Source organism: Streptomyces sp. NPDC007875, assembly GCF_042868035.1.
GTDB classification, from domain to species: Bacteria; Actinomycetota; Actinomycetes; order Streptomycetales; family Streptomycetaceae; genus Streptomyces; species Streptomyces antimycoticus.
In genome coordinates this window covers 150,184-169,391 of the sequence record NZ_JBIADZ010000019.1, presented here as the reverse complement: position 1 = coordinate 169,391, position 19,208 = coordinate 150,184, and the positions used below count along the sequence as shown (strand labels likewise).

The 19,208-nt window shown below is 72.3% G+C and carries 16 protein-coding genes; 15 read left to right on the top strand and 1 reads right to left on the bottom strand.

The genetic code is table 11. The features are described from left to right. Positions 1 to 63 precede the first annotated feature (63 nt). Positions 64 to 1,410: a beta-ketoacyl synthase N-terminal-like domain-containing protein gene (locus ACFYOY_RS32765; RefSeq protein ID WP_388591110.1), complete on the bottom strand. Its 1,347-nt coding sequence runs from the start codon at positions 1,408 to 1,410 to the stop codon at positions 64 to 66. A 522-nt stretch (positions 1,411 to 1,932) separates the two neighbouring features. Between ACFYOY_RS32765 and ACFYOY_RS32760 the strand changes: the two genes are divergently transcribed. The 15 genes from ACFYOY_RS32760 to ACFYOY_RS32690 all read left to right on the top strand — a co-directional run bounded on the left by ACFYOY_RS32760 (position 1,933) and on the right by ACFYOY_RS32690 (position 19,202). Beyond that, positions 1,933 to 2,424, top strand: a complete 492-nt coding sequence (locus ACFYOY_RS32760) for an Lrp/AsnC family transcriptional regulator (RefSeq protein ID WP_388591108.1) — start codon at positions 1,933 to 1,935, stop codon at positions 2,422 to 2,424. A 133-nt stretch (positions 2,425 to 2,557) separates the two neighbouring features. Then, the gene (gene ddaH, locus ACFYOY_RS32755; RefSeq protein ID WP_351892552.1) at positions 2,558 to 3,367 is read left to right on the top strand and encodes a dimethylargininase; all 810 of its coding nucleotides are present in this window, start codon (positions 2,558 to 2,560) and stop codon (positions 3,365 to 3,367) included. Beyond that, a complete protein-coding gene (gene rocD / locus ACFYOY_RS32750) occupies positions 3,367 to 4,629 on the top strand; it encodes an ornithine--oxo-acid transaminase (protein ID WP_388591105.1) in 1,263 nt (420 codons plus the stop codon). Before ddaH ends, rocD begins: the two co-directional genes overlap by 1 nt. Positions 4,630 to 4,954: 325 nt before the next feature. Next, entirely contained in the window at positions 4,955 to 5,551 is a 597-nt protein-coding gene (locus ACFYOY_RS32745) for a hypothetical protein (RefSeq protein ID WP_388591155.1), read from the top strand. 78 nt (positions 5,552 to 5,629) lie between these two features. Then, a complete protein-coding gene (gene pabB, locus ACFYOY_RS32740; RefSeq protein ID WP_388591103.1) occupies positions 5,630 to 7,942 on the top strand; it encodes an aminodeoxychorismate synthase component I in 2,313 nt (770 codons plus the stop codon). A 41-nt stretch (positions 7,943 to 7,983) separates the two neighbouring features. After that, entirely contained in the window at positions 7,984 to 9,507 is a 1,524-nt protein-coding gene (locus ACFYOY_RS32735; protein ID WP_351892762.1) for an AMP-binding protein, read from the top strand. A 72-nt stretch (positions 9,508 to 9,579) separates the two neighbouring features. Next, entirely contained in the window at positions 9,580 to 11,169 is a 1,590-nt protein-coding gene (locus ACFYOY_RS32730) for an AMP-binding protein (protein WP_351892534.1), read from the top strand. 1 nt (position 11,170) lies between these two features. Continuing rightward, positions 11,171 to 12,430, top strand: a complete 1,260-nt coding sequence (locus ACFYOY_RS32725) for an FAD-dependent oxidoreductase (protein WP_388591100.1) — start codon at positions 11,171 to 11,173, stop codon at positions 12,428 to 12,430. 149 nt (positions 12,431 to 12,579) lie between these two features. Beyond that, the gene (locus ACFYOY_RS32720; protein WP_388591098.1) at positions 12,580 to 13,422 is read left to right on the top strand and encodes an aminotransferase class IV; all 843 of its coding nucleotides are present in this window, start codon (positions 12,580 to 12,582) and stop codon (positions 13,420 to 13,422) included. Further along, positions 13,419 to 13,916, top strand: coding sequence for a carboxymuconolactone decarboxylase family protein (locus ACFYOY_RS32715; RefSeq protein ID WP_351892518.1), 498 nt, complete (start codon positions 13,419 to 13,421; stop codon positions 13,914 to 13,916). Before ACFYOY_RS32720 ends, ACFYOY_RS32715 begins: the two co-directional genes overlap by 4 nt. Positions 13,917 to 13,970: 54 nt before the next feature. Next, positions 13,971 to 14,582 carry a hypothetical protein gene (locus ACFYOY_RS32710; protein ID WP_351892515.1) on the top strand — a complete coding sequence of 204 codons (612 nt, stop codon included), beginning with the start codon at positions 13,971 to 13,973 and terminating at the stop codon, positions 14,580 to 14,582. A gap of 88 nt (positions 14,583 to 14,670) precedes the next feature. Continuing rightward, entirely contained in the window at positions 14,671 to 14,961 is a 291-nt protein-coding gene (locus ACFYOY_RS32705; protein WP_059144632.1) for a DUF1876 domain-containing protein, read from the top strand. Between the two features lie 257 nt (positions 14,962 to 15,218). After that, positions 15,219 to 16,475 carry a cellulase-like family protein gene (locus ACFYOY_RS32700; protein ID WP_388591095.1) on the top strand — a complete coding sequence of 419 codons (1,257 nt, stop codon included), beginning with the start codon at positions 15,219 to 15,221 and terminating at the stop codon, positions 16,473 to 16,475. Between the two features lie 166 nt (positions 16,476 to 16,641). Further along, positions 16,642 to 18,039: an MFS transporter gene (locus ACFYOY_RS32695; protein WP_351892506.1), complete on the top strand. Its 1,398-nt coding sequence runs from the start codon at positions 16,642 to 16,644 to the stop codon at positions 18,037 to 18,039. After that, the gene (locus tag ACFYOY_RS32690) at positions 18,030 to 19,202 is read left to right on the top strand and encodes an anhydro-N-acetylmuramic acid kinase (protein WP_351892501.1); all 1,173 of its coding nucleotides are present in this window, start codon (positions 18,030 to 18,032) and stop codon (positions 19,200 to 19,202) included. Before ACFYOY_RS32695 ends, ACFYOY_RS32690 begins: the two co-directional genes overlap by 10 nt. Positions 19,203 to 19,208 lie beyond the last annotated feature (6 nt).

Sequence of the window (19,208 nt, the reverse complement as noted above, 5' to 3'; positions counted from 1 at the left end):
CTCGGCCCGGGGTGGGGGCCGTGGGGGGCCGTGGGGTGGAGATCGCCGCGGGGGTGTACGGACTCAGGTGGCGTCCGGGCCGCCCAGCAGCATCGCGTGCTTCACGCCACCGATCTGGTAGTTGAAGCTGAGCGCGTGGTCGAAGTCGAGGGGACGGGTGCGGGTGCCGGGGACGGGGTCGAACGAGAGCCCGTCCGCGGGCTGTTCGCAGTTGGCCGTGGGGCACACCTCGCCGAACTCCATCATCATCAGGGTCAGGCCGAGGCCCACGCAGCCGGAGGCCGCTCCGTGGTGGCCGAAGCAACCTTCCTGGGAGGACAGCAGCACGGTGGAGTCGGGGCCGTACAGCTCGCGGACGGCGTTGGCCTCCATGGCGGTGACGACCGCGTCGCCGTCACTCGAGCCGTTGATGTACGGCACCTGCCCGATCCGCCAGCGGTCACCCAGGCACAGGCGGACGGCCCTGACCAGCTGGGCACCGGAGTCGTCGGCCGAGAGCGGGTTGGCCAGGCCGTCGCGGGTCATGGCGGCGGCGAGCACCTGGCCGTAGAGGTGGGCGCCGCGCCGTTCGGCGTGTTCCCGGCTCTCCAGGATCACGGTGGCGGATCCCTCACCGTGGTTGATGCAGTCCGCACGCCGGTCGTAAGGGCGCATCAGGGAGTCGAAGGACGGCATCGGTTCGGGCATTCCTACGGCGCCCATCGCTTCGTAGGCGTGCTTGGCGCCGTGCAGCAGCCGCTGGCCCTTTTCGATCAGGCCGACGTTGAAGACATCAACGCCGGTCACCACCGCGAGGTCGGTCTCGCCGGACGCGATGAGCCGACGGGCGTTGCCGATCTGCACGGCGCCGGACGAGCAGCCGCAGGAGACGGTGAAGCAGGGGCCGACGGTCCGGGTCAGCGCGCCCTGGACGACGGCGACATCGGAGGGTGACGCGGCCTGTTCGGCCGCGACGAGCATCTCCAGGATGTCGATGGGGTCGGCGGAGTCGGGGTCGACGCCGAGCAGGGCGATATAGCTGTCCACATTGGCGTCCACGCTGCCACGGCCGACGAGCACGGCTGCCTCGCCCAGATCACCGGCGGCCACGTCCAGGTCGGCGTCGGCGCACGCCTCGACGAGGGAGACCAGACCGAACCGATGGGCGTTGGTGTAGTGGCGGGAGAAGAACTCGGGGATGCCGGGGAGGCGTTCCTCGAACCGCTCGGCACCGAGGTGGACCGCGCCGAAGTGGACGCCGTGCCGGCCGAGGACGGTGCGGCCCTGGGAGGCGATGTCCCACACCTGGGCCGCGGTGAAGACGGGTTCGGCGCCGCCCGGAAGGCAGAAGCCGAGGCCCGTGACGACGGCGTCCCGGGCGTTCCCGGTGCCGCCCGGAGCCGGGCGGGAGGGGTGGCGGCGGGGGCTCACGACGCCCTGCCGGATCTGGAAAGAGTCATGACGGTGGTCCCTTTCGCTCACACCGGAGTACGGACCCGCCGGTACGGCGCGTCGCCGAAAGCGCGGTGGCGCCGTCGGTGGGCCGGAATCGGTTCACCGGCGAATTCGGAGCGTACGGCGCGGCGTTTGGGCGTACTCGAAGCCTTTCCCCGTTGGATGGTGAGTCGTCTCCGTTCGGGAGTCGCTCATCTTTCGGAAAGGACGGGTGGAATAGATGACGGTACGCCCGCAGGGACATGGGCCGGTAGGTGGTATCCGCATCACCGAGGTGGATTCGGCAGGTCCGGCGCACCGCTGTTGTACCCCCGGAGCCCGTGCCGCGCGACCCCTGGAAAGAAGGGGCTCGCGCCCCGGTTCACGCCCCCCTGTTGTGGAATCTTTCTGAAAGAGCGTACAGAAAAAGGCGCCTCAGGCATTCATGAGTATGGGGCGGTTTGAAAGCACGGAAGAGCCCTTTACCTATGGGGCAAAAACCGTAAAGGACGACAAAAGATGACGTACCCGTCCCCACTGTTCGACGATCTGGACCGCAAGATCGTCGCGGCACTGGTCGACAACGCCAGGACCAGCTTCACCGAGATCGGCGCCGCGATCGGGCTCTCCGCCTCGGCGGTCAAACGCCGGGTCGACCGGATGCGCGAGACCGATGTGATCACCGGCTTCACCACCACCGTGCGCCCGGCCGCCCTCGGCTGGCGGACCGAGGCGTATGTCGAGGTGTACTGCGACAGCGCCGCACCACCCCGGCGCCTCGCGGAGGTCGTGCGCAACTATCCGGAGATCATCGCGGCCATGACGGTGACCGGCGGCGCGGACGCCCTGCTGCATGTCATGGCCACCGACGTGGAGCACTTCGAGGAGGTGCTGGAGCGCATCCGGGCCGAACCGTTCGTCCGCCAGACGATCAGCTACATGGTGCTGTCCCACCTGCTCACAGGCAGTCCGGAGGCCGGTTCGGCGCCTCCCGCGACCGCGACGCAATGAACCGCCGCCAGACGGCCTCAGCACGCAGCATCGGTGCGCCTACACGCAGTTTTCCTTTCTTGTCTCCCCTCTCCTCCGTTTTCTACCGTTGATTCATCCCCCCGGTCGCCCGCGGAAGCGAGAGGAATCCTCCGTGTCCCTTACGCGTGTGCCGCGCCCCAGGCGCTTCTTGACCTGTGCCCCCAGATTTTTCGATGTGCGGTATGCCATCAATCCCTGGATGCGTGAGGACACCGAGGTCGATACCGATCTCGCCCGGGCGCAATGGGAGACGCTGATCCGCGCCTACCGCGACCACGGCCATCGGGTCGAATTCATCGAGCCGGTGGCGGGGCTGCCGGACATGGTGTTCGCGGCGAACTCGGCCCTCGTCCTGGAGGGCCGGGTCTTCGGCTCGCGATTCCACGCACCGCAGCGCCGACCGGAACAGCTGGCCTACGAACGGTGGTTCAAGGCCAACGGTTTTGACGTCCATCCGCCGGAGTCGGTGTGCGAGGGCGAGGGCGACCTGGTGCCGACCGGGCCCTTCGTCCTGGCGGGCACGGGCTTTCGCACCACCCGGGCGGCCCACCAGGAGGTGCAGGAGTTCTTCGGGGTGCCGACCATCAGCCTGCTGCTGGTGGACCCGTACTTCTACCACCTGGACACGGCGCTGTTCGTCCTCGACGACCAGAACATCGCCTACTACCCGGAGGCGTTCTCCCCCGGCAGCCGGGAGGTGCTGGAGCGGCTCTACCCCGACGCGCTGATCGCCACCCGCGACGACGCCATGGCCTTCGGGCTCAACTCCGTCTCCGACGGCCGCCATGTCTTCGTCGCGCCCCGGGCCACCGGCCTCATCGACCAGCTCACCGACCGCGGTTACGTCCCCGTCCCCGTCGACCTGTCGGAACTGCACAAGGCCGGCGGGGGCATCAAGTGCTGCACACAGGAGATCCGCTGATGACCGCCACCACCCCCACCGCCTCCGGTTCCCCCGCCGCCGCGGCGGACGGTGCCCGCGCCGCCCGCTCGTCGCGGGAGCTGATCCGCGCCGAGGAGTCCTCGCTCGCGCACAACTACCATCCGCTGCCCGTGGTCGTCGCCCGCGCCGAGGGCACCTGGGTCTGGGACGTCGAGGGGCGCCGCTATCTGGACATGCTGGCCGGCTACTCGGCGCTCAACTTCGGCCATCGACACCCGGCCCTCATCGAGGCGGCCCACCGCCAGCTCGACCAGCTCACGCTGACCTCGCGGGCCTTCCACAACGACCGGCTGGCCGGGTTCGCCGAGGGGGTGGCCGAGCTCACCGGACTCTCCATGGTGCTGCCGATGAACACCGGCGCGGAGGCGGTGGAGAGCGGCATCAAGGTCGCCCGCAAGTGGGCGTACGAGGTGAAGGGCGTCGCCCCTGACCAGGCCACCATCGTGGTGGCGGCCGACAACTTCCACGGCCGTACGACGACGATCGTCGGCTTCTCCAGCGACCCCGTCGCCCGCGACGGCTTCGGCCCGTTCGCCCCGGGCTTCCGCGTGGTGCCGTACAACGACCTCGCGGCGCTGGAGGCCGCCGTCGACGAGACCACGGCGGCGGTCCTCATCGAGCCCATCCAGGGCGAGGCGGGCGTCGTCATCCCCGACGACGGCTATCTGCGGGGGGTGCGCGAGCTGACCCGGCGCACCGGGACCCTGTTCATCGCCGATGAGATCCAGTCCGGTCTGGGCCGCACCGGCACCACCCTGGCCGTCGAGCACGAGTCGGTGACGCCGGATGTGCTGCTGCTCGGCAAGGCGCTGGGCGGCGGCATCGTGCCGGTGTCGGCGGTCGTGGCCGACCGCGCGGTGCTCGGAGTGCTGGGCCCCGGCGAGCACGGCTCCACCTTCGGCGGCAATCCGCTGGCCGCGGCGGTCGGCTCGGCCGTGGTCGACCTGCTGCGCACCGGCGAATTCCAGCGCCGCGCCACCGAGTTGGGCGAGGTGCTGCGGGCCGGGCTGGCCACGCTGACCGGCAAGGGCGTCGTGGGCTACCGCTGTCGCGGGCTGTGGGCGGGCGTCGATGTGGACCCCGCCCTCGGTACCGGGCGCGAGGTGAGCGAGCGGCTGATGGCCGAGGGGATCCTGGTCAAGGACACCCATGGGTCGACGATCCGGCTGGCACCGCCGCTGACCATCACCCGTGAGGAGCTGGAGGGGGCGCTGGCGGCACTGGAGAAGGTCCTCGGCTGAGCGAGTGATCGAAAGCGACGAGGAGCGCCGGGCCGCATTACGTTTCATACGGCCCGGCGCTTCGTCATGTTCAATCCGCGCACAGATTGTTTTTCAGCGCCCCTGTCGCATGCCGCGAGAACGTCGGATCGCAGATAACGCCCAGGTCACGGCGGACTTTTCGAGTTTTTATGTACGTTGTTGAGCATTCCACTGTTCCTGATCGCACGGTGTGGAACACTTCGTGTCGTCTCGCCGGGTGGACCTGACGGGAAGTTGGCAGTTCTCGCAGGTCGGCGCGGTGGAGAAGGCAAACGTCATGGTGCGGAAAGGAGTTGCGGCTGGAGTGGACGGTGAGCCGGTCACGGTGACTGCCGCATACCGGGTGGACCCCGGCCGCGAAAGCGAGTTCTATGCCTGGGCGATCGAGATGCTCAATGCCGCGGCAAGTCTTCCGGGATATCTCGGAGGCGGGGTCATGGGATCCGGTTCGGCCTCCTCGGAGTGGCATGTCCTCTACCGGTTCGAGGCGGAATGCCCGGCACGGGCATGGGATTCCTCGCTGGAACGTGCGCGATTGGCATCCCGGACCGGGCCCTTCGTCCAGGAAAAGGGAACACAGCGCACCTCGGGACTGGAGAACTGGTTCAAGGGGCCGGTGCGGCCGCTGCCGCCACCGCCCAAATGGAAGCTGTGGCTGGTGAATCTGAGCGCGGTCTTCCCTCCGGTCCTCATCTTCAATGTGCTGGTGATCCCGTTCATCAAGGACACCAATTTCCTGCTGCGGACCCTGGCTCTGTGCCTTGGGGTGACCGCGATGGTGACCTGGCTGGTCATGCCACGGCTGCAGCGGATTCTGAAGAAGTGGCTCTACCCGCCGCTTCAGTCGATACGAGGACGTCACAGGCGGATGGCGGCCGACGGTCCGCGCGCTCGCCGGTAGGTGAGCGACGCGCCGCGGCCCGACGACCGGGGCGGGTGATCCCCGGCCGGTTTTCTCATCGCAAGGAGGCAAATCCGGATGGAATCGCTGAGGACACTCCTCGTCGATCATCACGACTCGTACACGTACAACCTCTTTCATCTGCTGACCGAGGTCAACGGCGAGGAACCGGAGGTGCTTCTCCATGACGCGCCGGAATGCGCGGACATCGATCTGACCGCGTTCGACAACATCGTGCTCTCCCCCGGCCCCGGGCATCCGGCCGATCCGCGGGACTTCGGCGCCACCGCCCGGCTGATCGAGCGGTCGACCATTCCGGTGCTGGGGGTGTGCCTGGGGTACCAGGGGATCGCGCTCGGCGCCCAGGCGCGGGTGGTGCCCGCGCCCGAACCGAAGCACGGGCATCTGTCCCGGATCAAACACGGCGGGCGCGGGCTGTTCCGGGGTCTGCCGCAGGACTTCACGGCCGTTCGCTATCACTCGCTGTGCGTGGCCGAGCCGCTGCCGCTGGGGCTGCAGGGCATCGCGTGGTCCGAGGACGGTGTGCTGATGGGGGTGCGGCACCGGGCCCGTCCGCTGTGGGGCGTCCAGTTCCACCCGGAGTCGGTGCTGACCGGATACGGCCACCGGATGCTCAGCAACTTCCGCGATCTGACCGTCGAGCACGCCAACGGCGAGTCGGTGACCTCGACCGTGACCCCCGCCTCCGCCGAGGAGCCGCGCCGCACCCGTACCGCCGCCGAACCGGCCGCGGGGCCTTCCGGCTCCCCGCAGGCCCCTCGGGCCCCCGAGGCGGACCCCCGGGCGGAACTGGCGCGGCTCGACCCCGAGGACGGCGCCCCGGCGCAGTCGCCCCCGGAAGGGCCCGCCTACCGGCTGCACGCCCGGTGGCTGGCCGATGCCACCGACACCGAGGCGGCCTTCACCCGGCTGTACGCGAAGGCGCCGCACGCGTTCTGGCTCGACAGCTCGCGCGCCGAGTCCGGCGAGGCGCGCTTCTCCTTCCTCGGGGACGGCACGGGTCCGCTCGCCGAGTTCGTCCGCTACGACACCGACACGGGCGTCTGCGAGGTCGAGCGGACGGGACGGCCCGCCGTCCGGATCGAGGGCAGCGTCTTCGACTACCTCAAACGGGAGCTGGTCCGCCGCCGGGTGACCGCCCCCGGTCTCCCCTTCGACTTCACCGGCGGCTATGTGGGCTACTTCGGCTACGAGCTCAAGGCCGACTGCGGCTCCCCGGGCCGTCACCGGTCCGCCACCCCGGACGCCTGCTGGCTCTTCGCCGACCGGTTCGTCGCGGTCGACCACCAGGAGGGCGTCACCTACATCTGCTGCCTCACCGAGGACACCCCCGACGGCCACCGGGAGGCGAAGGACTGGCTGGACACCACCGTGACCGTGCTCAGCGGGGTGCCGACGCTCACCGGCCCCGCCCCGCAGCCGTCCGCCCTCGCCACCACGGCCGCCGTGGAGCCCTGGCTGGTGCGGGACCGGGAGCGGTATCTGGCATCGATCGAGGCGTGTCTGCGGGAGCTGCGCGCCGGGGTGAGCTATGAGATCTGCCTGACCAACGCCGCCTGGCTGCCCGCCCCGAGCGACAGCTACGCCTTCTACCGGGCCCTGCGGCGGTTCAACCCGGCGCCGTACGCCGCCTATCTGCGGTTCGGCGGCACCGATGTGGCCTGTGCCTCGCCCGAGCGCTTTCTGCGCATCACCCCCGACGGCACCGCCGAGGCCAAGCCGATCAAGGGCACCGCCCCGCGCGGCAAGGACCCGGAACAGGACGCGCGGGCACTCGCCGCCCTCGCCTCCAGCCCCAAGGCCCGCGCCGAGAACCTGATGATCGTGGACCTGCTCCGCAACGATCTGGGGCGGGCGTGCGCACCGGGCAGCGTGTATGTGCCGCGCCTGATGAACACCGAGACCTACGCCACCGTCCACCAGCTGGTCTCCACCGTGCGCGGCCGGCTGCGCCAGGAGACGACCGCCGTCGACTGCGTCCGGGCCTGCTTCCCCGGCGGCTCCATGACCGGCGCCCCCAAGCTGCGCACGCTGGAGATCATCGACTCGCTGGAGACCGAGGCCCGCGGTGTCTACTCCGGGGCGCTCGGCTACCTCAGCTGCAACGGCGCGGCCGACCTCAACATCGTCATCCGTACGGCCGTGTTCACCGGCGGCCGGATGCACATCGGCGCGGGCGGGGCCATCGTGCTCGATTCCGATCCGGCCGAGGAGTACGAGGAAATGCTGCTGAAGACCGCTGCCACCATGCGTGCCTACGAGGCCGTGGAGCCCGTGCCCGGCAGGGAGCCCGCCGGGGAGATCGACGAACTGCTCGTGGCCGCCGCCACGGCGCCACCGGCCCCGGCGGCGAAGGAGCCCGGCCGGTGACCGCCCTGTCGGTGTTCGCCGTTTCGGTGTCCGCCCCGCCCATGCCCACCGGGCCCACGGTCTCCGCCAATGTGGCCGCGCATCTCGCGGCGCTCGCCGACCGCCGCGGCTGGTCCGGCCGGGCCGCCTTCTTCGAGGGCCACCGGGCCTGGACCCACGGCGAGGTCCACGACCGCGCCGAGCGCGCCGCCACCGTGCTGGCGGGCCGGGGCGTGGCGGCCGGTGACCGGGTGCTGCTGGCGTTACCCGACGGCATCATGTGGGTGACCACGTTTCTGGCCGCCGCCCGGCTGGGCGCGACGGCGGTGCTGGTCAATCCCGCGCTCACCGCCGACGACCACCGCTTCATGGCCGAGGACTCGCGCGCCGCGCTGGCCGTCTCGGGCCCCGATCTCCAGGACCACTTCGACGGCGTGTCCTGGCTCGGCGCCGACCAGCTGTCGGCCCTGACCGGTCCGCCCGCCACCCTGGGCGCGGCGGCTCCGGCCCCGGCGGCGGAACCGGTGACGGCCACCACCCCGCTGTACATCCAGTACACCTCCGGGACCACCGGCCGCCCCAAGGCGGTGACCCACAGCCACGGCGATGTGGCCGCCTATCACGATCTGGTCGGGCAGGAGGTGCTCGACATCGGCCCGGCGGACGTGTCGTTCTCGGTGTCCAAGCTGTTCTACGCCTACGGCTTCGGGAACGCCTTCGTCTTCCCCCTCTTCTCGGGGTCGGCGGCGGTGCTGACCGCGGACCGCCCCGGACCGGCCCTCGTCGACGACCTCGTGGCCCGGCACCGGGTGACCCTGCTGTACTCGGTGCCGTCCTCGTACGCCGCCCTGGTGGACGAGCGCGGCACCGGCCATACGGCCTGCTTCGCCTCCGTCCGCGCGGCGGTCAGCGCGGGCGAGGGGCTGCCGCCCGCCCTGGGCGAGCGGGTCGGTGAGCTGCTCGGCGCGCCGGTGCTGGAGCAGATCGGCTCCACCGAGGCGGGCCACGCCTTCTGCGCCAACACGGTGTGGGACAACGTGCCCGGCACCCTCGGCCGTCCGGTGCCCCGCTTCGAGCTGGAGTTACGGGACCCCGAGGGCGCCGTGGTGACGGACGGGACCGACGGCACAGCCGAGGGCGAGCTGTGGGTGCGGGGCCCGACGGTGGCCACCGGCCGCCCGGGGGACGGCGGTTGGCTCGCCACCCGGGACCGGGCCCGGCGCGAGCGCGACGGGACCTATCGCCATCTGGACCGGGTCGACGACCTGGAGATGGTCGGCGGGATCACCGTGTCGCCGCTGGAGGTCGAGGAGGTGCTGCGGCAGCACCCGGCGGTGCGGGAGGTGGCGGTGGCGGCCGTCCCCGACGAGCGGGGCGCGACCCGGCTGCGCGCCTATGTCGTACCGGCGGCCGACCCGGGCGGCCGGGCGGCCGACGAGGAGGCGCTGACGGCCGATCTGATCGCGCTGGCCCGGCGGCGACTCGCCGCCTACAAGGCACCGCGCACCGTGCGCCTGGTGGCCTCGCTGCCGCGCACCCCGACGGGAAAGCTGCGGCGCCATGTCGTCCGCACGGGCCGCTGGTGACGCGCCGCGGGCCCAACAGCCGCGCCCGAGCGCACGGCCTCCCGACCGACTTCGAACGATGAGGACCTCGATATGTTGCAGCGGCTGATCCCCGAGCGCGGGTTCTATCTGGGGCTGATGTTCCAGGAGGCCGCGGCCCGCCACGGCAGGGTCAGGGTGACCCTGGACCGGCCATTGGACGTCGCCCCCGACGCCGGAACCGACCTCGGGTACACCGAACTGGCCGATCTGGTCGACGACCTGGCCGCCCGCCTGTGGTCGGCGGGGGTCCGCCCGAGCGAGCATGTGGCGATCCTCAAGGGCGACAACGTCGACATCGTGTTGCTCACCTGTGCGGTCTCCCGGATCGGCGCGGTCCCGGCGCTGCTGTCGCCCTCGCTGGACGGACAGGTGGCCGCGGTGCTGCTGGACCGGCTGCACGCCCCCTGGCTGATCACCGACCGGGCGACGCTGGGGTCCACGCTCAGCACGGTGGACACCACCCTGGCCCGGGGCGTGCTGACGGTGGACGAGGCGCCCGGGCACACCACCGCGCTGCCCGCGCTCGCCGGAGTGCCGCGCCGCCCGGCCATCCGGCTCCATCCCGGTGAGCCCTCGCTGATCACCCACAGCTCGGGGACCACCGGCATCCCGAAGCTGGCCGTGCACTGCCCGCACACCATGTGGAACCGGCTGGTGCCCCAGCAGGCGCTGGGCCGGGCCACCCGCCGTGAACCGGCCGCTCTCCACATGTCGTTCGCGCACTCCCGCTTCTACCATCTGCTGGGCGTGCTGATGCACTTCGGCAGCCCGCTGCTGCTGCTCGTCGACCCCGACCCGGCCCACGCCGGCCCGCTGCTGGCCGCGCACCGCCCCGGCATCGTCGAGACGCATCCCAACACCTATGTGCTGTGGGAGGACCTGGCCGACGCGCCGGACGGACCGCTGTCCAACGTCCGGGCGTACGGCTCCACCTTCGACGCCATCCACCCCCGTACGGTGCGGCGGCTGCTCGCCGCCTCCCGGCGCCGCGACCCCCGGCTGATGCAGTTGTACGGGCAGAGCGAGACCGGGCCCATCGCCTTCTGCTGGTACACCCGGCGGGGCGCGGACCGGGTGCAGGCACGGCGGATGGGCACCGGCATCCCCGGCTTCACCCGGATCCGGGTGGTGGACGAGCGGGGCCGCACCTGCCCGCCGGGGGCGACGGGGGCCATCGAGGCCCGCACCCGCGGCCGGATCCTCACCTACCTCGGCGCGCCGGAGAGTTACGCCCGGCAGGTGGACCGCGGCTGGTGGCGAATGGGCGACATGGGCTACCGCGACCGGTGGGGCGCGCTGTATCTGCTGGACCGCGAGGTGGACCAGATCTCCACCGTGGACAGCAATCTGGAGGTGGAGGACGAGCTGCTGTCGCGGATCGCCGACCTCCGGGAAGTGGTCATCGTCCACGGTCCGGAGCGGGAGCCGGTGCCGGTGGTGTGCACCCGGGGGGACCAGCCGCTGGACCCCGCCCGCTGGCGGCAAGCGACCGGGGATCTTCCGGCGCTGGCCGAGCCGGTGCAGTGCCGCTTCGAGGATCTGCCGCGCACCGGCACCTGGAAGATCAAGCGGCTGGAGATCGCCCGGCTGCTCGCCGCGGGTGAGCTGCCCACCCTGTCCACCGCACCGGTCGGTGGCTGACATGGCGGCGCGGAAGGAGAGCGGGCGGGTTCTGGTGGTGGGCGCCGGTCCGGTCGGGATGACGGCGGCGCTCACCCTGCGCGCCGCCGGGCTGCCGGTCACGGTGCTGGAGGCCGGGGCACGGGACCGGGTGCGGGCCGGGAGCCGCGCGCTGTTCGTCCACCGCCGGTCACTGCGGCTGCTGGAGCGGGCCCGCCCGGGGCTGGGCGCGCGGATCGCGGCGTACGGGACGACCTGGCACACCCGGCGCACCCTCTACCGCGGCCGTGAGGTGTTCGCGCGGACCCTTCCGCGGGTCGCCGGAGACGGGGGCCGCGGAGACGGGATTTCCTCAGACGGGGTGTCCGGAGACGCGTCCGCGGCACTGCCCGCGTTCACCAGCCTGCGTCAGGTGGACACCGAGCGGTTCCTCTTCGAGGCGTGCACGGAGGCGGGCGTTAAGTTCCGCTTCGACGCCGAGGTGCGCGGGGTGCGCTCGGGAGGCGATGAGGTGACGGTGACCGCGAAGGGCGGCGCGAGCTGGACGGCCGGCCATGTGATCGCTGCCGACGGGGCCCGATCGGGGGTGCGCGGGGCGCTCGACATCCCGCTGGAGGGCACCCGGTCCGAGGGGTACCACGTGGTCGTGGACGTGGCGGATCCGGCCGGCGGGGACCTGCCGGCCGAGCGGGTCTTCCACTACGAGCACCCCGGTACCGGCGGCCGCACCGTGCTGCGGGTGCCGTTCACCGGGGGCTTCCAGATCGATCTGCAGTGCCGCGCGGACGATCCGCCGGAGTCCTTCGGCACCGAGAAGGCGGTCCGCCGCTGGCTGCCCCGGCTGGTGGGCGAGGACTGCGCCCACCGGGTGCTGTGGGTGTCGCGCTACCACTTCCTGCGCAAGGTCGCCGCGTCGTTCGCCGATCCGTCGGGCCGGGTGCTGCTGGCCGGTGAGGCCGCGCATCTGTTCCCGCCCTTCGGCGCCCGCGGGATGAACAGCGGCATCGCGGACGCCGTCGCGGCGGCCGAGGCGGTGTCGGCGGCATGCTCCGAGCCGTCGCGGGGACCCGCGGCGGTGGCCGGGTACGCCGCCGCCCGCCGAAGCGCCGCCCTGCACAACAGCGAGGCCGCCGGGGCGGCCCTGGACCATCTGCGGCCCCGGCCGTGGAGGCGGGCGGCCCAGCGGGCGGCGGCGGCTCTGGCCCCCGTGGTCCCCCGCTGCGGGGAGTGGCTGGAACGCGCTCCTTACGGCCCCCGGGGCGGCCCGGCGCGCGGCTATTGACCGGCAATCCAGCGAGCGCGGCTAGGAATCCGGCCGGACATCCGCACACCGGACACCGGGCCAGGCACAGGCAACCCGGGGCAGCACGCATCGGACATCGGAAACACCGGAAGCTTCGGACAAATCGGGACGGAGACGTGGAAGCGGACATGGTCGCTGCACAGAACATCGGTCACGCCGACGCGTCGGACCAGAAGCAGTGGACGCTGATGTGGCGCGAGGACGGCGGGCTGATGCCCTCCCGGGCGGTGCCGGACGCCGCCTTGCTGGCCGCCGATTCCTGGCTGGTCGACGACGGGCGGGTGCGGGGGTTGGACCACCACCGCCGCCGGTTCGTCGCCGCGTGCGTCGAGGCGTCCGGCGACTCCCCCGCCCGGATCGAGAGCTTCTGGAGCGAGGCGATCGCCGCCCTGCCCCGTACCGAGCGCTGGTTCCCACGGGTCGAGCTGGCCGGTCCGGAGCCGGCCCGGCTGTTTCTGCGGATACGCCCGGCGCCGCCGCGGACGGTCAATGTGAACGTATGTCTGACCGAGGAGTTCGATCCGCGGTCGCATCCTCGCCGTAAGGGCCCCGACCTCCCCCTTCTGGCGCATCTGCGCGAGCGGGCCGCCGCCCGGGGCGCGCAGGAACTGATGCTCACCACCCCCTCCGGGCTGGTGCTGGAGGGGACGACGGCGAGCGTTCTGTGGTGGGAGGACGACGTCCTGTGTCTGCCGCCCCCGGGGCTTCCGCTGCTGGCGGGCGTGACCTCGGCGCTGATCCAGGACCGGGCGGCCGAGCTGGGTGTCCGCACCGAGCACCGCAACCGCACCGTGCAGGAGCTGGACGGCCGTGAGGTGTGGCTGGTCAACGCGGTGCACGGAATCCGTCCGGTGACCGCGTGGCTGGGCCGCCCGCTGCGGGCGGGCCCGGCGCTGCGCGCCGCCTCCTGGCAGTCCTGGCTCGACGGCGCTGCCGATCCCCTGGTTTCGACGAACGGAGTTCACCGATGACGGCGACCACCCCGGCCCGCACCACCGCCCGGCTGGATCTGAAGGGCCTCGCTCCCGAGGTCTCCGCCGCGATGGGCGAGCTGCACCGGGCGGCGGTGCGGGCGGGCCAGGCGGCGGGGGTCGAGCCCGAGCTGCTGGAGCTGGTGCGCATCCGCGCCTCGCAGCTCAACGGCTGCGCCTTCTGCCTGGACATGCACACCAAGGACGCCCGCGCCCAGGGCGAGACCGAGCAGCGGATCCACACCCTCGGCGCCTGGCGGGAGACCCCGTTCTTCACCGAGCGGGAGCGGGCCGCGCTCGCGCTGGCCGAGGCGGTGACCTCGCTCCAGGACGGCCAGGTGCCGGACGAGGTCTACGCGGCGGTCCGCGAGGTGTTCGACGAACCGCAGGTGACAGCGGTGATCTGGGCCGCCGTCGTGATCAACGCCTACAACCGCACGGCGATCAGCGCACGGATGGTGCCCGGCGCCTATCAGCCCGCCCCGCGCTCCTGACCCCGACGCCGGCGCGAGAGCACGCCGGCGTCAGCACTCGCTGGAGGCCAGACCATGAACACCCACGGACCGCGACGCGTCTTCCGCCCGCGTCCGCCCCTGCCCGGGCGTCCGGCCAGGGGTCCCAATCCGCTGCGCCGCCGGACGGACCGGATCCAGACCTGGTGCACCGTGCTGTTCGTGCTGATCCTCGCGGTCGGGCTGCCGGCCGCCGCGATCAGCGCGGGGTACGCGGCGCACGCCTCCCAGATGCGCGTCGTGGCCGCCGAGACCTCGGCGCGGCACCAGATCACCGCGCGGCTCGCCGAGCCCCCGCCCGGGCCGGACCACACCGATGTGCGGGAGCCGCGGCAGGCGCGGGTGCGCTGGGTCGCCGATGACGGTGAGCGCCATACGGGCACCGCCACGGTGTCGGGCGGCGGCTCGGGGGGCGAGGTACGGGTCTGGGTGAACCGCGAGGGCGCCCTGGCGCAGGCGCCCTCCTCCCCGGCGACCGCACGGACCATGGGCTGGTTCACCGGCTGTGTCACCGCCGCGGCGGTGGCCGCGGTCGCGTTCACGGGGCGGTCCCGGGTCCGGCGGGCCCTGGACCGCAGGCGGTACGCGCGATGGGAGGCAGAGTGGAAGGTGGTGGAACCCGCGTGGTCCGGCAGGAACCGTCGCTGAGCGGCTCCGGCCGCCTGCGCGGGGTCCGCGGCCGCCGGAAAGCAGCCACAGCCACCAGAGGCGGCCGCCAGAAGATGAGGAGCAGGCCATGTCGCACACAGTGGAGTGGAGGGTCCATCTCTACCTCTCCGAGGACGAGGGGCGGACCACGGCGCGCGTCGAGCTGGACACCGGGGCCGCGGCGCTCACCGGCCGGGGACTGGCCCGGTGCAACCCGGACGACGAGGACGTGCCCGTGATCGGCGATGAGCTCGCCGCCGCGCGGGCGCTCAGCGACCTGGGGCAGCAGCTCGTGCACGCCGCCGAGCGGGACCTGGAGAGCGTGGGCGCGCCCCCGGCCTCGCGCAGGCCGCGGCCCGGCTACGGCTGGATCGCCTGAGGAGCCGGACACGACCGTAGTACGGACCTCAAGGGGCGAGGTCCGGCAGGCGCTGACGGCCTCAGCGCCGGGCGGGTCCCGGTTCCGGATGGCGCGCCATGGGGTTTTCTCCTCGTGGGAAGGCTGGAGAGACAGGGCGGAAATCCCACCGCACCAGCGCTGGCCATTATTTATGAATACATCTTGACAGCCCGTTTGGTGCCCCCGGACGATGAACCGGTCTCTCAACGCCGAGCCGCCGACCGCGGGGAGCCCCCTTGACGCTGTCGCCGCATCTGCCGGACAAACTGACCATCTCGCTGTGGGACTTCAGCTGGTACACCCGCACCGGCCCGGGCGAGCCCTTCGCCGACCTCGACCGCGCCTTCGAGGACGCCGTGGCGCGCGGTTACAACACCGTGCGCATCTGTGCCATGCCGTTCCTGCTCTTCGGCTCCCGGCTCGACACGAGCAAGCTGCGGCTGTCAGGGCTGGGCGGCGCGTACGGGCAGCGGATGCGCTGGTACGACGTGGGCGGCGGGGGCGAGATCGACGGACGGGCCTGGCTGCGCGAGCTCTTCGCGGCGGCCCTGCGCCATGACTGCTTCGTCATCCTCTCCAGCTGGGAGTACCAGCAGAGCCCGTCGTTCGGCGAGGACCGCGCCTGGTTCGACGCGCTGATGGCCGTCGATCCCGAGCGCCGCCCCGAGGCGCTCGCGGACGCGCTGGCCGATCTGATCGACTTCCTGGTGATCCACGGTCTGGACGACCGGATCGCCTTCACCGAGCTGCACAACGAGGTCCAGGGCAGCCGGCTCACCGAGGGGCTGGCGGGCCAGGACAAGGTCGTCGCCCTGCGGCCGCGGCTGGAGCGGGGCATCGCGCGCTTCAAGGAGCGCCACCCCAACCGTCCCGTCACGGTCAACTACGCCAAGGTGCCGATCGGTTCGCTGCGCGGGGTCCCCCGCGAGGTGGATGTGGCGGTCTTCCACCCCTACGTCTACGGGGTGCTGGACGAGCTCCTGGCCACCTTCGCCATCCGCGACCGGGGCCGCCCCTTCGCCCAGGAGCAGGTCCGCCGGGAGCTGCTGCGCCCCGGCGCCCCCGACCTGGCCGACTGGGCTCCTCCGCCCGGCGATCTCTGGCGGCTGGAGGCCACCACGGTCGGCCGCCGGGAGATCTACGTCCACGACTGGTGCGACCCCGACCGCTGGGACGCCTGGCTGTACGACCGCTATGCCATGCACCGTCTGGCGATGGAGCAGCGGCTGGTCACCTGGATCGAGGCGGCCGCGGACTGGGCGGCCGGGAGCGGGGTCCCGCTGGTCTTCGGCGAGGGCTGGATCGGCTACACCCCGCTGCACGGGACCTTCGAGGAGGGCCCGGTGGGGGCCGCGTTCTGCCGCCGCGCCGTCGAGGAGTCGGCGCGGGTGGGCGCGTGGGGCGCGGTGGTGTGCTCCAACGCGGCGCCCCAGCACCCGATGTGGCAGGACATCGCGCTGCAGCGGGAGTGCAACGCGCTGCTGCGCGGCTGACGGGCCCGGCCGTCGGCGGCTCCGGTGACGATGACGCACTTCACGGGGGCAGGCGTTCAGCCAGGCACTCGCGCGCCACTGGAGCCGCGCTCGCACCGGTAACCGCCGTCCCCAACGGGTACGCACATCACGTTCCCCTTGGCGGTGACGGCGAAAGGGCCCGAATGTGACGACGTCCCCAGCGGATCCCAGAGAGCGTGCCGCCGGGCGGGCCCCGCGCCGTGCGCTGGTGGCCGGTTCGGTCGGCAACTTCATCGAGTGGTACGAATTCGGTGTCTACGGCTTCTTCGCGACGATCATCGCGGCGAACTTCTTCACCCCGCACGGCGGCACCGAGCTCGAGGGCCTGGTCAAGACCTATGCCTCCTTCGGGATCGCGTTCTTCTTCCGCCCCATCGGCGCCGCCGTCTTCGGCCGGGTCGGCGACCGGATCGGCCGAAGGCCCACGCTGATCCTGGTGCTGCTGCTGATGACCGGCGCCACGACGCTCATCGGAGTGCTGCCCACGTACGACACGCTGGGCGCGGCCGCGCCCTGGCTGCTCACCCTGTTGCGGATCCTCCAGGGGCTGTCCGCGGGCGGGGAGTTCGGCGGTGCGGTGTCGATCATGACGGAGTTCGCGCCACCGGGCCGGCGCGGGCTCTACGGGGCATGGCAGTCGTTCACCGTGGCGCTGGGGCTGCTGGCCGGGGCCGGTGTGGCGGCGCTGCTGGCCACGGTGATGAGCGAGGAGTCGCTGGGCGACTGGGGATGGCGGTTGCCGTTCCTGGCGACCCTGCCGATCGGGCTGGTCGCCCTGTGGCTGCGGCTGAGGCTGGAGGAGACCCCGTTCTTCCGCGCGGCGGCGGACGGGGAGACCGGCACCGCGCCGGGCCCCGGCGCGCCGTCCGCCGGACCGGAGCGGGTGGCGGACCCTCGTGAGATGGCCGGGGCCATCGTCATGGGGGCCGCGCGCATCATGGGCTGGGCCGCGGCCGGTTACACCTTCCTGGTCGTCATGCCGTCGTATCTGCAGGCCACCTTGAACGCCACCTTCCAGCAGGCGCTGGTCGCCACCGTGGTGGCCAACGCGGGCTTCGCGCTCTCCATCCTGCCGGCGGGCCTGCTCAGCGACCGGATCGGGCGGCGGCCGGTGATGCTGACCGGGGCCGCGCTGGTGGCGGTGCTGGCCTTCCCGCTGCTCAATGTGTTGCAGGAGCCGGACAGTTCGGCATGGGTCCAGGGAGCGGCGGTCTTCGTCGCGGGCGTGGTGGTGGGCCTGATGGCGGGGCCGGGCCCGGCCATGCTCGCCGAGATGTTCCCGACCCGGGTCCGCTACACGGGCCTTGGGCTGGCCTACGCGCTGTCCAACGCGGTGTTCTCCGGATGCGCGGGCCTCATCATCACCGAGGTGATCAAGCGCACCGGCGAAGTCGACATCCCGGCCTACTACGTGACGGTGACCTGCGCCATCAGCGTGCTCGCGCTGTTCACCCTGCGCGGGGAGGACCACCGCGGCGCACTGCCCGAGATGGCGCGGGCGGGGAAGGCCGCCGAGACGGAGGAGGAGACACCATGCGCGTGATCGGCCTGATGTCGGGCACGTCCCATGACGCGGTCGACGCCGCGGCAGCCGATCTGGTGCTCGACGGCGACACCGTGGTGCTGGCCCCGCTGGGGCTGGTCGGCGAGGCGTATCCGCAGGCGCTGCGGTCGGCGCTGAGCGCCGCGCTGCCCCCGGCGGCCACCACCATGAAGGAGGTGTGCGCGCTCGACACCCGTATCGGCCAGGCGTTCGCCGCGCTCGCGGCCCGCGCCGACCGGGAGCTGTGCGAGGGCCGCGCGGACCTCATCGGCTCCCACGGTCAGACGGTGTACCACTGGGCCGAGGGCGGGCGGGTGCACGGAACGCTGCAGCTCGGCCAGCCCGCCTGGATCGCCGAGGCCACCGGCTGCCCGGTCGTCTCCGATCTGCGCACCCGCGATGTGGCCGCGGGCGGCCAGGGCGCTCCCCTGGTCAGCCTGGTGGACGCCCTGTGGCTGCGCGGGCGGCCCGGTGTGTGCGCCGCCCTGAACCTGGGCGGGATCGCCAACATCACGGTGGTGTCGAGCGCCGGCGATCCGCTGGCCTTCGACACCGGCCCGGCGAACGCGCTCATCGACGCGGCGGTCGGCGATCTGACGGACGGCCGCCTCGACCATGACGCGGACGGCGCCATGGCGGCGCGCGGCACCGTCCACGAGCCGCTGCTGGAGCGGCTGCTGGCCGAGCCGTACTATGCGCTGCCCGCGCCCAAGACGACCGGCAAGGAGCTGTTCCACGGGTCCTATCTGCGGGCGGCGCTGGCCGCCGCGGGCCCGGTGCCCGACGATGACGTGGTCGCCACCGTCACCGAGCTGACGGCCCGTACCGTCGCCGACGCGGTGCGGTCGGTGCACGCCACCGAGGTGATCGCCTCGGGCGGCGGCACCCGCAACCCCACCCTGATGGGGGCGTTGCGCCGGGCGCTGGGCACGATCGCGCTGCGGACCTCCGATGAACTCGGCCTTCCGGCGGCGGCGAAGGAGGCGTACGCCTTCGCCGTGCTCGCCTTTCTGACCGCCCACGGGCTGGCCGGTACGGCACCGAGCTGCACCGGCGCCCGCCATGCCAGCGTGCTGGGGTCGATCACCCCGGGGAGCCGCGGCCTCACCCTGCCCGCACCGGGCCGGCCGGCGCCCACCCGGCTGGAGATCTTCCGCCGCTGAGCGGAC

Excerpts from the sequence above, each read along its gene's own strand:
- ACFYOY_RS32760 (WP_388591108.1), top strand. The coding sequence starts at position 1,933 with ATGACGTACCCGTCCCCACTGTTCGACGATCTGGACCGCAAGATCGTC.
- rocD (WP_388591105.1), top strand. The coding sequence starts at position 3,367 with ATGACCGCCACCACCCCCACCGCCTCCGGTTCCCCCGCCGCCGCGGCG.
- pabB (WP_388591103.1), top strand. The coding sequence starts at position 5,630 with ATGGAATCGCTGAGGACACTCCTCGTCGATCATCACGACTCGTACACG.
- ACFYOY_RS32735 (WP_351892762.1), top strand. The coding sequence starts at position 7,984 with ATGCCCACCGGGCCCACGGTCTCCGCCAATGTGGCCGCGCATCTCGCG.
- ACFYOY_RS32730 (WP_351892534.1), top strand. The coding sequence starts at position 9,580 with ATGTTGCAGCGGCTGATCCCCGAGCGCGGGTTCTATCTGGGGCTGATG.
- ACFYOY_RS32725 (WP_388591100.1), top strand. The coding sequence starts at position 11,171 with ATGGCGGCGCGGAAGGAGAGCGGGCGGGTTCTGGTGGTGGGCGCCGGT.
- ACFYOY_RS32720 (WP_388591098.1), top strand. The coding sequence starts at position 12,580 with ATGGTCGCTGCACAGAACATCGGTCACGCCGACGCGTCGGACCAGAAG.
- ACFYOY_RS32715 (WP_351892518.1), top strand. The coding sequence starts at position 13,419 with ATGACGGCGACCACCCCGGCCCGCACCACCGCCCGGCTGGATCTGAAG.
- ACFYOY_RS32710 (WP_351892515.1), top strand. The coding sequence starts at position 13,971 with ATGAACACCCACGGACCGCGACGCGTCTTCCGCCCGCGTCCGCCCCTG.
- ACFYOY_RS32705 (WP_059144632.1), top strand. The coding sequence starts at position 14,671 with ATGTCGCACACAGTGGAGTGGAGGGTCCATCTCTACCTCTCCGAGGAC.
- ACFYOY_RS32690 (WP_351892501.1), top strand. The coding sequence starts at position 18,030 with ATGCGCGTGATCGGCCTGATGTCGGGCACGTCCCATGACGCGGTCGAC.